Genomic DNA, 13473 nt, shown 5'->3' with positions numbered 1-13473 from the left:
ACCTGTACCCATTCCGAACACAGAAGTTAAGCTCTCCAGCGCCGATGGTAGTTGGGGTTCTTCCCCTGCGAGAGTAGGACGCTGCTGGGCAAAAAAACCTTAGAATCATAAAAAAGATTCTAAGGTTTTTTTGTTTCTAAAGTTTTTATTTTTTACTTTGTAACTGATCCAGCCATTAAACCTAGAACCTATAAAACAAAGTGTGGTAAAATGCTAAAGTATGGAACATCTTAATAATTGGAGGATATAGACGTGTTGTTTTTTTATTATGTTATCGCACTAGTAATAATTGCTATTGATCAATGGACAAAATGGCTAATTGTAAAAAATATGACGCTTATGGAGAGTATTCCTGTTATCGAAAATTTCTTTTACATAACTTCCCATCGTAATAAAGGAGCTGCATGGGGAATACTACAAGGACAGATGTGGTTTTTTTACATCATAACGGTAGTGGTAGTAATAGGAGTGATTATTTATCTTCAAAAGTTTGGTAGGCAGCACGTATTATTGGGCTTATCATTAGGACTTATTTTAGGTGGTGCAATAGGAAACTTTATCGATAGAGTATTCCGTCAAGAAGTTGTAGATTTTTTTGATTTTATTATATTTGGTTATGATTTTCCAATCTTTAATATTGCAGACTCCGCATTAGTTGTTGGAGTAATCTTAATGATTATTTATACATTGTTTGAAGAGCGATTTAAAAGGAGAGCGTAAGAATGAGTTTTCAGTCACATGTTGTAACATCTGAAGAAAATGGAGAAAGAATTGATAAAGTTTTATCTAAGGTAAATGAGGACATCTCCCGTTCTCAAATTCAATCTTGGATAAAGGACGGGTTAGTCAAAGTAAACGGTGAAGGGATTAAAAGTAATTACAAATGTCAATCTAATGATGAAATTACTTGGACAATTCCTGAACCTGAGCCTCTTGATGTATTGCCTGAAGATATTCCAATAGAAATTGTTTATGAGGATAAGGATGTTATGGTTGTTAATAAGCCCCGTGGAATGGTTATACATCCTTCTGTAGGTCATTTAACAGGAACTTTAGTAAATGCTATATTATATCATTGTAAAGACCTCTCTGGTATTAATGGTATTTTAAGACCAGGTATTGTCCATCGAATAGATAAGGACACAAGTGGACTACTGATGATTGCCAAAAGTGATCAAGCCCATCTCGGTTTAGCAAAACAGCTTTCTGAAAAAACCGTAAAACGTAAATATGAAGCGATTGTTCATGGTGTTGTACCACATGAAGTTGGTACTATTGATGCACCAATTGGGAGAGATCCAAAGGATAGACAGAAAATGGCAGTTGTGAATGATGGAAGAGATGCTGTAACACACTTTAAAGTTTTAAAACGATTTGAAGAATTTACCCATGTAGAATGCAGGTTAGAGACGGGGCGAACACACCAGATTCGGGTCCATTTTAACTATATTGGTTTTCCTTTGGCAGGCGATCCTAAATATGGTCCTAGAAAAACGTTGAAAATGGACGGCCAAGCACTTCATGCACGTATTATCGGCTTTGAACATCCAATCACGAAGGAATGGTTGGAATTTGAAGTGGAACCCCCAGAAATTTTTACACAAACACTTAATAGCTTAGAAAATTTGTCTTGACTTTGCATGTCGGATTTGAAATAATGAATGTTGAAAAGAATATGACCCTTTAACACAGTCCTGTGAGGCTGCGAAGGTTACGGAATAGCGAATGCATGTGGAAGAATGGATACTCCATTCTTTTGACTATATGTATGCCAAACTATACCCTTTTGCCTTCTGCGCAAAAGGGTTTTTCTATGGGTCGAGTTTGGAGGTGGAATTTTGCAATTAAAAGCTCAAATATTAGATCAAGCAGCAATTGGGCGAGCATTAACAAGAATAGCTCATGAAATCCTTGAAAAAAGAAAAGGTACGGAAGGAATTATTCTTGTAGGAATCAAAACTCGTGGAGTACCCTTAGCTAAAAGATTAGCTAAAAAGATTGAAGAAATTGAAGGAGTCACTGTTCCAATTGGAGAGCTCGACATTACACTTTATCGAGACGATTTAACGAAAAAAGATAACCGTGAGGAACCAGAATTAAAAGAAACAAATATAACTGATGAGCTAAAAAATAAAACAGTCATTCTAGTAGATGATGTATTGTATACAGGAAGAACGGTTCGCGCGGCAATGGATGCCATCATGGATGTAGGTCGTCCAGCTACTATTCAACTAGCAGTATTAGTGGACAGAGGACATCGGGAACTACCTATAAGAGCTGATTATGTAGGGAAGAACATCCCAACATCCCAAGAGGAAGTAATCGTAGTTAAATTGGAAGAAATAGATCAAAAAGATGATGTAAGCATTTATGAAAAATAAAATATAGGACCTTTAACTTAGTCCAGAGAGTCTGAGAAGGTCGCAATTTATAAGGAGCGTGTCATTTTATAGGACACGTATACCTCTTTGCGACTTTCTCGCGGAGAGGTTTTTTTATTGCAATTAAGTTGAAATAACTTGAAAAACAATTACAAGGGGGACTTTTCAATGGAAAACAGAGAAATAGTAATGGACGTACATGACAAACCAAAATTAGCAAAATGGCTCACACTAAGCTTACAGCATTTATTTGCAATGTTTGGAGCAACAATCTTAGTACCGTTTTTAACAGATATGTCACAGGCGGTAGCACTTGTATCAAGTGGATTAGGAACTCTTGCATACTTGTTAATAACGAGAGGACAAATTCCAGCTTATTTAGGATCAAGCTTTGCTTTTATTACTCCAATTACTATCGTTAGCGCCACCGATGGATTAGCTGGAGTCATGGTTGGTAGTTTTCTAGCGGGACTTGTTTATGGAGTAGTTGCACTGTTAATCAAAGTATTAGGGTTAAATTGGTTAATGCGAATTTTACCACCAATCGTAGTTGGGCCAATTATTATTGTAATTGGTTTAGGTTTAGCTTCCACAGCAGTTGGTATGGCAATGAACGACCCAGACGGTAATTATAGTACGATTCACTTTGTTGTGGCACTTGTCACACTATCTATAACAATACTTGCATCCATTTTCTTTAAAGGATTTTTCGGAATTATACCTATTTTATTCGGAATTGTTGGCGGATATATTTTCGCTATGACACAAGGAGTAGTAAATACAAGTGACCTAAGTGCAAGTTGGAATGAATTAGTGAATAGTGGTTCAATCGGAGGATTTTTTGCAGCATTCTTCCAAATGCCAGAATTCATCATCCCATTTGCTGATTTCAATCCATTGGAAGTATTTAACTGGGGGATTTTTTGGGCATTGGTTCCAGTAGCTTTAGTAACAATAGCTGAGCACACTGGAGATCAAATGGTTCTATCGAAGGTTGTAGGTAGAAACTTTATTAAAAAACCAGGCCTTCATCGCTCTATTGCTGGTGATGGTATTGCAACAATGATTGCATCAGTATTAGGTGGACCACCGAATACAACTTACGGTGAAAATATCGGTGTTGTCGCCATTACTCGTGTGTTCAGTGTGTTCGTAATTGGGGGAGCTGCAGTACTAGCAATCTTCTTCGGATTCTCTAGTATTATCGTAGCAGCAATTGAATCGATTCCAACACCGGTAATGGGAGGCGTCTCTATTCTTCTTTTCGGTATAATCGCTTCAAGCGGGCTAAGAATGCTAGTGGATAATCAAGTTGATCTAGGAGACAAGCGTAACTTAATTATTTCTTCTGTTATTCTAGTAATCGGTATTGGTGGAGCATACATTCAAATCACACCTAACTTTCAAATTGCTGGAATGGGCTTAGCTGCCATCGTAGGTGTTTTCTTAAACCTAGTATTGCCAGGGAAAGAGTCAGGGTATGGAAATGGAAGTATGTTTGAAACACCTGAGGAAGTTGTAGAAAAAGCGTCCAAATAAGGGTAGGAGGGCAAAAGTATGGAAAACTTACTCTCGATCAAAGACTTATCTGTGAAGGGAATCGAACAAATTTTAGAAGATGCTCAACGTATTTTGGATGGGGAAACAAAGTCAATTGGTCAAAAAACAGCAGCGCTATTATTCTATGAAGCTAGTACTAGAACAAAAATGAGCTTTGAAATGGCTGCTCATCGTTTAGGAATTTCATTATTAGGTTTTTCACCTGAAACATCTAGTGTTCAAAAAGGTGAAAGTTTATATGATACGGTAAAGACTGTAGAAGCTATAGGCGCTGATATTGTCATTATTAGACATCCAGAAGATGCTTATTATAATCAATTACAACAAAATATTACAATTCCGATTGTGAATGCAGGAGATGGAAAGGGAGAACATCCTACCCAATGTCTACTAGATCTTTTAACCATCTACCAAGAATTTGGCACTTTCCAAAACATTAAAGTTGTGATTGCTGGCGACATCCTTCACAGTCGAGTAGCTAAGTCAAATGCTTTTGCATTGAGAAAATTAGGGGCGGACGTGATGTTTTCCGCCCCTTCTGTATGGAAAGATTTATCGCTACCGTATGACTATGTTTCGATGGATGAAGCAGTAGAAAACTGTGATGTCCTTATGCTTCTACGAGTTCAAAACGAAAGACATGCGGGGGCAAGCAGCATGACAAATGAAGAATATTTAGCAGCATACGGATTAACGACTGCAAGAGAAAAGGCAATGAAAAAAAATAGTATCCTTTTACATCCGGCCCCAATCAATAGAGGCGTCGAAATAGAAAGTCACTTAGTAGAATGTGATCGCTCAAGAATTTTCAAACAGATGAATAATGGCGTAGCCGTTCGGATGGCAATTTTAAATCAACTATTACAAAAGGGTGGTCATTTGCATGTCGTTGCTAATTAAAAATGTAAGGTTACTAGAAAATAATCAATTAATGGATGTCTTTATAAAAAAAGGAATGATTGACGAGATAGCTCAAAATCTTTCCATCCAAGCGGAACAAGAGATAGACGGGCAAGGAAACCTGCTTGTACCTGGACTAGTGGATATCCATGTTCATTTACGTGAACCAGGCGGAGAGAAGAAAGAAACTATTGAAACTGGCACAAAAGCAGCAGCTAGAGGTGGATTTACGACAATATGCTCGATGCCAAATACGAGACCTGTACCTGACAATAAGGAAAACTTACAAGCTGTTTTAGATCGGATTAAAGAAAAAGCACATGTCCGTGTACTTCCTTATGCATCTATTACACAAAGACAATTGGGACGAGAATTAACAGACATTGCAAAATTAAAGGCTTTAGGGGCAGTAGCTTTTACGGATGATGGAGTAGGGGTACAGACTGCTGGAAAAATGTACGAAGCGATGAAGAAAGCATCAAAAATTAATGCATCCATCGTAGCTCACTGCGAAGAAAATAGCCTTCTTTATGGCGGTGTTATGCATGAAGGAAGTCGTAACATAGACTTAGATTTACCTGGGATTTTATCTATTAGTGAATCTGTGCATATTGCAAGAGATGTACTATTAGCCGAAGCTGCAAATTGTCATTATCACGTTTGTCACGTTAGCACGAAGGAATCCGTTCGAGTTATAAGAGATGCTAAAAAGGCAGGTATTCGCGTTACAGCCGAGGTTACTCCTCACCATCTATTATTAAATGAGAGCGACATTCCAAGAGATGATGCTGATTACAAAATGAATCCACCACTTCGTTCTAAAGAAGATCAAGAAGCCCTTATTGAGGGATTGTTAGATGGAACGATTGATTGTATCGCGACAGACCATGCTCCACATACAGAAGAAGAAAAGCAAGCTGGTTTTTTACGAGCACCTTTTGGAATCGTGGGATTAGAGACAGCCTTCCCGCTTTTATATACACACCTTGTGAAGAAAAAAGTTTTAACACTTGAACAGCTTGTTACATACTTAACGGAAAAACCTGCAAATGTTTTTGGTTTACCATATGGGAAACTGCAGGTTGGTAGTGTAGCAGATATCGTTTTAATCGATTTAGAGAAAGAAAAAGCAATAGACAAAGAGCAATTTGCTTCAAAAGGGAAAAATACTCCATTTAACCAATGGAAGGTCCAAGGTTGGCCAATTTTAACAGTAGTTGATGGAAAAATTGTTTGGGGCGAGGAGGGACTTATTCAATGAAGCGTAAACTAGTTCTTGAAGATGGGACAGTATTTATTGGAGAGGCAATTGGTAGTGAAAAGGCAGTAATAGGTGAGGCCGTTTTTAACACCGGAATGACGGGGTATCAAGAAATCATTTCTGATCCGTCCTATTGCGGTCAAATCGTGACTTTGACTTATCCATTAGTCGGAAACTATGGTGTCAATTTAGATGACTTTGAAACAATCAACCCTAGCATTGGGGGATTAGTTGTAAAAGAAAGCTGTGACTACCCTTCCAACTTTCGTAGTGTGGAATCGTTAGATAACTATCTCAAAAACAAAGATATTCCTGGAATTCAAGGAATTGATACAAGAAAACTAACTCGTATAATTCGTCAACAAGGGACGATGAAAGCGATGATTGCTTCAATCGAAACAACGACAGAAGAGTTGTTGAAAAAAATGAAAATGACTCCCATTCCGCAAGATCAAGTTAGCCAAGTATCTACCATAAAACCATATGTAGTGCCAGGAAGAGGTGCAAGAATTGTATTGATAGATTTCGGCATGAAGCATGGCATATTAAGAGAGTTTACCAAACGTTCTTGTCACGTGACCGTGGTCCCTTACAACACAACTGCGGAGGAAATTTTACAGCTTAAGCCAGACGGAGTGATGCTTTCTAATGGTCCTGGAGATCCAAAAGATGTTCCAGAAGCGATTGAAGCAATACGCGAATTAATCAGTGTAGTACCTATTTTTGGCATTTGTTTGGGGCACCAGTTAATTGCTCTTGCTAGTGGTGGAGATACACTTAAAATGAGTTTTGGTCACCGAGGATCGAATCATCCAGTAAAGGATTTAGAAACAGATAGAGTATGGATGACGTCTCAAAACCACGGCTATGCAGTAAGTGAAGAGTCATTGACCAATACAGATTTAGTAGTAAGTCAATATGCGCTAAATGATGGTTCCGTAGAAGGACTAAAGCACGAGTTTCACCCAGTATTTTCGGTACAATATCATCCAGAAAGTGCACCTGGTCCGCAAGATTCCAATTCTTTATTTGATCGATTCTTAACGATGATTGATGCACATAAGAGAGGGGAATACACATGCCAAAACGTACTGACATCCACAAAATTTTAGTTATTGGTTCTGGACCTATTGTTATCGGGCAAGCTGCCGAGTTTGATTATTCTGGTACACAGGCTTGTCAAGCGTTGAAGGAAGAGGGCTATGAGGTTATCTTAGCTAATTCTAATCCGGCTACTATTATGACTGATCAAACGGTAGCTGATAAAGTGTATATGGAACCTTTAACAGTAGATTTTCTCATGAAAATTATTCGTAAAGAACAACCAGACGCCATTGTGCCAACCTTAGGAGGTCAGACTGGATTAAACTTGGCTATTAAACTTCATGAAAAAGGAATTCTAGCTGAATATAACGTAGAAGTATTAGGAACATCACTAGAGGCTATTCAAAAAGCGGAAGATCGAGATAAATTTCGTACGCTTATGAATGAGTTAAACGAACCAGTACCAGAAAGTACGATTGTTACAAATGTAGAACAGGCGCTACTATTCGCAAAAGAGATCGGTTACCCAGTCATTGTGAGGCCAGCTTATACATTAGGCGGAACAGGCGGAGGCATGTGTGAAGGGGAAGAAGAATTAAAAGAAATTGTTAGCAGTGGGATAGCTGCATCCCCAGTAAATCAATGTTTAATTGAAAAAAGTATCGCTGGTTTTAAAGAAATTGAATATGAAGTTATGCGGGACAGTCACGATCATGCAATAGTTGTTTGTAATATGGAAAACGTTGATCCTGTTGGAATTCATACGGGGGATTCTATCGTAACGGCTCCTTCCCAGACGTTAAGTGATCGTGAATATCAAATGCTACGTGATGTATCGTTAAAAATAATTAGAGCACTAAAAATTGAAGGTGGATGTAACGTCCAACTCGCATTAGACCCACATAGTTTTCAATATTACATTATTGAAGTAAACCCTAGGGTAAGTCGTTCTTCTGCTTTAGCATCAAAAGCTACTGGATACCCAATCGCTAAAATTGCGGCAAAAATTGCAGTCGGACTTACGTTAGATGAAATGAAAAATCCTGTTACAGGCAATACGTATGCTTGTTTTGAGCCAGCTTTGGACTATATTGTAACAAAAATTCCGCGCTGGCCGTTTGATAAATTCATCGCAGCAAATCGAAAATTAGGTACACAAATGAAAGCAACTGGAGAGGTTATGGCAATCGGGCGCACATTCGAAGAGTCGATTTTAAAGGCAGTTCGATCACTTGAAATTGATACGAATGAGCTTTACGTTCCAGAATTAGAGGCTATAGATCAAGAAACATTAGAAAAAAGGTTAAAAAAAGCAGATGACGAGCGTTTATTTTTGTTAATTATTGCTTTACGTCGTGGCTATACGATTAACCAATTACACGAATTAACAAAAATAGATTTGTTCTTCTTATCTAAATTCCAAAAGTTGACGGAAGCAGAGTACTCGCTGGAAAAAACACCATGGGATAGAGAGGCTCTATACGCGTCTAAACGGATGGGTTTCTCTGATGAAACAGTTGCGCGAATTTGGAAGGCAACAGAAAAAGATGTAGCAGCTTTTCGAAAGGACCATGGTATTTTGCCAGTTTATAAAATGGTTGATACGTGTGCAGCAGAATTTGTTTCCACTACACCGTATTTTTACAGCACGTATGAAGATGAGAATGAGTCGATTGTAACAAGTAAAGAGAAAGTACTAGTACTTGGATCAGGTCCAATTCGAATTGGGCAGGGAATTGAGTTTGATTACGCGACAGTTCATTCCGTTTTAGCTATTAAGGAAGCGGGATATGAAGCAATTATTATGAATAACAATCCAGAAACCGTTTCTACAGACTTTAGCATCTCTGACAAACTATATTTTGAACCATTGACAATAGAAGACGTTATGCACGTTGTTGAGTTAGAAAAGCCTATAGGCGTAATCGTTCAATTTGGTGGCCAAACGGCTATTTCTTTGGCAGATGGATTAGCGGATAGAGGGGTAACCATCTTAGGTACTTCACTGGAGTCTATTGACCGAGCGGAGGATCGTGACAAATTTGAAACGTTATTAGATCAATTAAATGTAGCACGTCCAAAGGCTAAAATTGCAACGAGTGAACAGAAAGCTGTAGAAGGTGCAGAGGCATTAGGCTACCCTGTTCTCGTTCGCCCTTCATATGTGCTTGGTGGTCGTGCAATGGAAATAATCTATGAAACTGAAGATTTATTACGCTACATGAAGGAAGCGGTAAAGGTACATCAAGATCATCCAGTTCTTATTGACCGCTATTTAACAGGAATTGAACTAGAAGTAGATGCAATCTGTGATGGGGACACCGTAATAATCCCAGGAATCATGGAGCATATTGAACGTGCGGGAGTCCACTCCGGTGATTCGATTGCCGTTTATCCAACACAACGCATTACTCCTGAGCAAAAACAACGTTGTGTAGACATTACAAAAATGCTAGCAAAAGAACTAGGGATTATAGGATTAATTAATATCCAGTTTGTTTTACACGAGAATGAAATTTATGTATTGGAAGTAAATCCAAGATCAAGTCGTACGGTTCCGTTTTTAAGTAAAGTAACTGGGATGACGATGGCAAACATCGCTACCCATGTTATTTTAGGCAAGAAACTAGTTGACCTAGGATATGTAGATGGGGTATTACCAGAGCCGAATGTTGTATCGGTCAAAGTTCCTGTATTCTCTTTTGAAAAATTGAGAAGGGTTGATATTACGTTAGGTCCTGAAATGAAGTCAACTGGTGAGGTTATTGGTCGTGACGTTAGCTTAGAGAAAGCACTTTATAAAGGCTTGACAGCATCTGGGTTAAATATCCCAACTGATGGAGCAGTATTAATAACGGTAGCAGATAAGGATAAAGAAGAGATTCAAGAAATAGCTTATCGTTTCCACGCTCTAGGATTTCAGCTTTATGCAACAGAAGGAACAGGTTCTCTGATGGAGGACATGAATATTCCTGTAATAAAAGTTGGAAAGGTTGGAGCGAAAGAGAAGAACGTACTTGATATTATAGAAAACGGTGAAGTGCAGTTCGTGATTAATACATTGACGAGAGGGAAACAACCTTTTAGTGATGGTTTCCGTATTCGACGAGAAGCGGTAGAACACGGTGCTGCTTGTTTAACATCATTAGATACAGCTAGAGCTATTTTGCGTGTAATTGAGTCGATGACCTTTACAGCTAATTGTATGCCAAACCAAGAGGTGGTCCTCGTATGATAAAAGAACAGTGGATGACGGTAGTGAAAAACCGTCATCTTGCTTTGGATACTTATGAAATGATTTTAACAGGAGAACTTACCGAGAAAATGATTAATCCTGGGCAATTCTTACACCTTAAAATTGGTGAAGGTTTTAGTCATATGCTAAGAAGACCGATTTCTATTACAAATGTTGATATAGATCACCAAGAAGTAACGATTATTTATAAAACGATTGGTAGTGGAACGAGTTGGTTAAGTAAACAAACTCCTGGTGAAAAAATTCACGTTCTAGGGCCACGGGGAAACGGGTTCCCAATTGAACAGGTTACGAATAAAAAATTATTAGTAATAGGTGGTGGGGTTGGAGTACCTCCACTGTATTACTTAACCAAAAAGCTAGTTGAACAACAAAATGAAGTGACTGCAATATTAGGTTTTCAAACAAAGGATGCTGTCTTTTATGAGGATAACTTTAAGAAGTTAGCTAAAACGTTCATTGTAACAGATGATGGAACGAAAGGTGAAAAAGGTCGAGTAACGAATCTCATACCTAGTCTACAAGGGGATGTAGATTACTATTATTCTTGTGGTCCTACAGCCATGTTACATGCAGTATCTAATGAAATGAAGCATGTACCAGGGTACATTTCATTAGAAGAGCGGATGGGCTGTGGAATTGGTGCTTGCTTTGCGTGTGTGTGCAAAACAGTCGATGAAACGGACGAAAAAGGATATCGTAAAATTTGTATGGACGGACCAGTTTTCCAGTCAAATGAGGTGATTCTATGACAAACATAGCCGTTTCCCTACCAGGGTTAGAATTAAAAAATCCCATTATGCCAGCATCGGGCTGTTTTGGTTTTGGTAAAGAGTTTAGTGAGTTTTATGATTTAAGTAAATTAGGGGCTATCGTGATTAAAGCTGCTACATTAGAAGGACGATACGGAAATGATACACCAAGGGTTGCAGAAACTTCAGCGGGTATGTTAAATGCAATAGGTCTACAAAATCCAGGAGTCGATAAAATAATTTCATCTGAATTACCTTTTTTGGAACCGTTTAATGTTCCTGTCATATCAAACGTTGGAGGTAGTTCTGTAGAAGAATATGTCGAAGTAGCGAAAAGAATATCAGCATCTCCAATTATTCGTGCTTTGGAATTGAATATTTCGTGTCCAAATGTAAAAGAGGGCGGAATTCAATTTGGAACAGACCCGAACTTAGCTGCTCACGTAACAGAACAAGTGAAAAAGGTAAGCACAAAACCTGTATATGTCAAGCTATCACCAAATGTCTCTGATATTGTAGCCATGGCAAAAGCAGTAGAATCTGCTGGCGCTGATGGGTTATCCATGATTAATACGTTAACGGGAATGTCTTTTGATCTTCATAAACGAAAACCATTACTAGCTAATAAAACTGGCGGGCTTTCAGGTCCTGCGATTAAACCAGTTGCCCTTCGAATGATTTATCAAGTGAGACAGGAAGTAGATTTACCGATTATTGGTATGGGTGGAATTACTTCTTGTGAAGATGTTATCGAATTTTTACTAGCTGGTGCTAATGCCGTGGCAATTGGTACCGCAAATTTCTTAGATCCATATATATGCGAAAAAATTATTGATGATCTTCCAGCAAAACTGCAACAATACGGGTTTACATCGGTCGAAGATTGTAGTCAAAAGGGGGTCGCTTTATAATGCGTCCTTTATATGTTGCACTAGATTTTCCTACTTTTCAGGAGGCTTCTCTTTTTTTAGAAAAGAATAATTTAAAAGGTGTCCATGTAAAAGTAGGCATGGAGTTATTTTATCGAGAAGGAATGCAGGCAATTGAAAGGTTAAAAGATAATGGTTATTCTATATTTCTCGATTTAAAGCTTCATGATATCCCGAATACAGTAAAATCTGCAATGAGAAATCTAGCTAGTGTAGGTGTGGATTTAGTTAATATTCATGCAGCAGGTGGGAGCAAAATGATAGCTGCTGCAAGAGAAGGATTGGAAATCGGACGAAATAAAAAGGAGCCTCGTCCGTTATTATTAGCGGTTACACAGTTAACAAGTACGGATGAGAACATGCTAAAAAATGAACTTGGAATCGCATGGAATCTTGAGGAAACGGTCCGTAATTACGCCGTTCTTTCTGAAAAAGCTGGAGCAGATGGTGTGGTTTGCTCGGTCCATGAAGTAGCAATGATTAAAGAAGCATGTGGAAAAAGCTTCTATACTTGTACCCCTGGTATTCGTTTTGAAGGAGATCAAATTGGTGATCAAACGAGGGTGGCAACTCCTGCTTATGCAAACGAGCAAGGAAGTGATGCTATTGTAATGGGAAGAAGTATTACGAGAGCAAATAATCCGAAGCAACAATACGACAAAGCGCTTGGAGAGTGGAATAATGGATAGTAAAAAAGGCATTGCAGAAAAATTAATGAAAATAGGGGCACTACAAGTACGACCAAATGTCCCATTTACTTGGGCGTCAGGAATAAAATCACCTATTTATTGTGATAATCGTCTTATTATGTCCTTTCCAAAAATCCGGGAAGAAATAGCTACTACTTTTACGGATGTTATCAAAGAAAAATATCCACATACCGAGGTAATAGCAGGCTGTGCAACTGCTGGAATTCCTCATGCAGCATGGGTAACAAGCCACTTAGAACTTCCTATGATTTATGTCCGTGGGGAAGCAAAATCACACGGAAAGCAAAATCAAATTGAAGGTTTATTACAAGAGGGACAGAAAGTAGTGGTAATTGAGGATCTTGTGTCTACTGGTAAAAGTGTTTTAAATGCCGTAAAAGCTATAGAAGATAGAGGTGCAGAGGTAGCAGGAGTTATTTCTATTTTCACTTATAATCTATCGAAAAGTACAGAAAATTTTGAAGCGGCTAAAACTGAATATACGAGTCTAACTGATTTTGATACGTTAGTTTCATTTATGTCTGAATCTAATGCTTTATCCGAACAAGAAGCCAAAGATTTACTGAATTGGCGAGATTCTCTTTCTTAAATTATGGTTTTATTTTATTTTTCAAGTTATTCATAGTACAATAAATCTGCATAAATTGATGACAAAGGCAGTGATATTGTGCGTTTTTCTA

Annotated in this window: 12 protein-coding genes and 1 rRNA gene; all 13 read left to right on the top strand. The window is 38.2% G+C overall.

The window, feature by feature from the left end:
- Positions 1 to 90 (top strand): 5S ribosomal RNA (gene rrf / locus HNQ94_RS07060); the annotation flags it as partial.
- Positions 91 to 255: 165 nt separating this feature from the next.
- Positions 256 to 720 (top strand): signal peptidase II, encoded by a 465-nt coding sequence (gene lspA / locus HNQ94_RS07055; protein WP_174495557.1) that lies wholly within the window; start codon positions 256 to 258, stop codon positions 718 to 720.
- Positions 721 to 722: 2 nt separating this feature from the next.
- Positions 723 to 1634 (top strand): RluA family pseudouridine synthase, encoded by a 912-nt coding sequence (locus tag HNQ94_RS07050; RefSeq protein ID WP_174495523.1) that lies wholly within the window; start codon positions 723 to 725, stop codon positions 1632 to 1634.
- Positions 1635 to 1838: 204 nt separating this feature from the next.
- Positions 1839 to 2381, top strand: a complete 543-nt coding sequence (gene pyrR / locus HNQ94_RS07045) for a bifunctional pyr operon transcriptional regulator/uracil phosphoribosyltransferase PyrR (RefSeq protein WP_174495522.1) — start codon at positions 1839 to 1841, stop codon at positions 2379 to 2381.
- A 168-nt stretch (positions 2382 to 2549) separates the two neighbouring features.
- Positions 2550 to 3920 carry a solute carrier family 23 protein gene (locus HNQ94_RS07040; protein ID WP_174495521.1) on the top strand — a complete coding sequence of 457 codons (1371 nt, stop codon included), beginning with the start codon at positions 2550 to 2552 and terminating at the stop codon, positions 3918 to 3920.
- A gap of 18 nt (positions 3921 to 3938) precedes the next feature.
- A complete protein-coding gene (locus HNQ94_RS07035) occupies positions 3939 to 4841 on the top strand; it encodes an aspartate carbamoyltransferase catalytic subunit (RefSeq protein WP_174495520.1) in 903 nt (300 codons plus the stop codon).
- Positions 4825 to 6102: a dihydroorotase gene (gene pyrC / locus HNQ94_RS07030; protein ID WP_174495519.1), complete on the top strand. Its 1278-nt coding sequence runs from the start codon at positions 4825 to 4827 to the stop codon at positions 6100 to 6102. The genes HNQ94_RS07035 and pyrC overlap by 17 nt, the downstream gene beginning before the upstream one ends.
- Positions 6099 to 7214, top strand: coding sequence for a carbamoyl phosphate synthase small subunit (locus HNQ94_RS07025; RefSeq protein WP_174495518.1), 1116 nt, complete (start codon positions 6099 to 6101; stop codon positions 7212 to 7214). The genes pyrC and HNQ94_RS07025 overlap by 4 nt, the downstream gene beginning before the upstream one ends.
- Positions 7181 to 10381 carry a carbamoyl-phosphate synthase large subunit gene (gene carB, locus HNQ94_RS07020; protein WP_174495517.1) on the top strand — a complete coding sequence of 1067 codons (3201 nt, stop codon included), beginning with the start codon at positions 7181 to 7183 and terminating at the stop codon, positions 10379 to 10381. The genes HNQ94_RS07025 and carB overlap by 34 nt, the downstream gene beginning before the upstream one ends.
- Positions 10378 to 11154, top strand: coding sequence for a dihydroorotate dehydrogenase electron transfer subunit (locus tag HNQ94_RS07015; RefSeq protein WP_174495516.1), 777 nt, complete (start codon positions 10378 to 10380; stop codon positions 11152 to 11154). The genes carB and HNQ94_RS07015 overlap by 4 nt, the downstream gene beginning before the upstream one ends.
- Positions 11151 to 12065 carry a dihydroorotate dehydrogenase gene (locus tag HNQ94_RS07010; RefSeq protein WP_174495515.1) on the top strand — a complete coding sequence of 305 codons (915 nt, stop codon included), beginning with the start codon at positions 11151 to 11153 and terminating at the stop codon, positions 12063 to 12065. The genes HNQ94_RS07015 and HNQ94_RS07010 overlap by 4 nt, the downstream gene beginning before the upstream one ends.
- Entirely contained in the window at positions 12062 to 12772 is a 711-nt protein-coding gene (pyrF, locus tag HNQ94_RS07005) for an orotidine-5'-phosphate decarboxylase (RefSeq protein ID WP_174495556.1), read from the top strand. The genes HNQ94_RS07010 and pyrF overlap by 4 nt, the downstream gene beginning before the upstream one ends.
- Positions 12765 to 13382: an orotate phosphoribosyltransferase gene (gene pyrE, locus HNQ94_RS07000; protein ID WP_174495514.1), complete on the top strand. Its 618-nt coding sequence runs from the start codon at positions 12765 to 12767 to the stop codon at positions 13380 to 13382. The genes pyrF and pyrE overlap by 8 nt, the downstream gene beginning before the upstream one ends.
- Positions 13383 to 13473 lie beyond the last annotated feature (91 nt).

Origin of the sequence: Salirhabdus euzebyi (genome assembly GCF_014207435.1) — a bacterium.
GTDB lineage: Bacteria > Bacillota > Bacilli > Bacillales > Alkalibacillaceae > Salirhabdus > Salirhabdus euzebyi.
Note: the sequence above shows the minus strand (reverse complement) of the source record. Positions and strands in the feature narration are given on the sequence as shown.

Bases quoted from the DNA above. Each gene is read 5' to 3' on its own strand.
- HNQ94_RS07050 (WP_174495523.1), top strand. From the start codon at position 723: ATGAGTTTTCAGTCACATGTTGTAACATCTGAAGAAAATGGAGAAAGA.
- HNQ94_RS07040 (WP_174495521.1), top strand. From the start codon at position 2,550: ATGGAAAACAGAGAAATAGTAATGGACGTACATGACAAACCAAAATTA.
- HNQ94_RS07035 (WP_174495520.1), top strand. From the start codon at position 3,939: ATGGAAAACTTACTCTCGATCAAAGACTTATCTGTGAAGGGAATCGAA.
- pyrC (WP_174495519.1), top strand. From the start codon at position 4,825: ATGTCGTTGCTAATTAAAAATGTAAGGTTACTAGAAAATAATCAATTA.
- HNQ94_RS07025 (WP_174495518.1), top strand. From the start codon at position 6,099: ATGAAGCGTAAACTAGTTCTTGAAGATGGGACAGTATTTATTGGAGAG.
- carB (WP_174495517.1), top strand. From the start codon at position 7,181: ATGCCAAAACGTACTGACATCCACAAAATTTTAGTTATTGGTTCTGGA.
- HNQ94_RS07015 (WP_174495516.1), top strand. From the start codon at position 10,378: ATGATAAAAGAACAGTGGATGACGGTAGTGAAAAACCGTCATCTTGCT.
- HNQ94_RS07010 (WP_174495515.1), top strand. From the start codon at position 11,151: ATGACAAACATAGCCGTTTCCCTACCAGGGTTAGAATTAAAAAATCCC.
- pyrE (WP_174495514.1), top strand. From the start codon at position 12,765: ATGGATAGTAAAAAAGGCATTGCAGAAAAATTAATGAAAATAGGGGCA.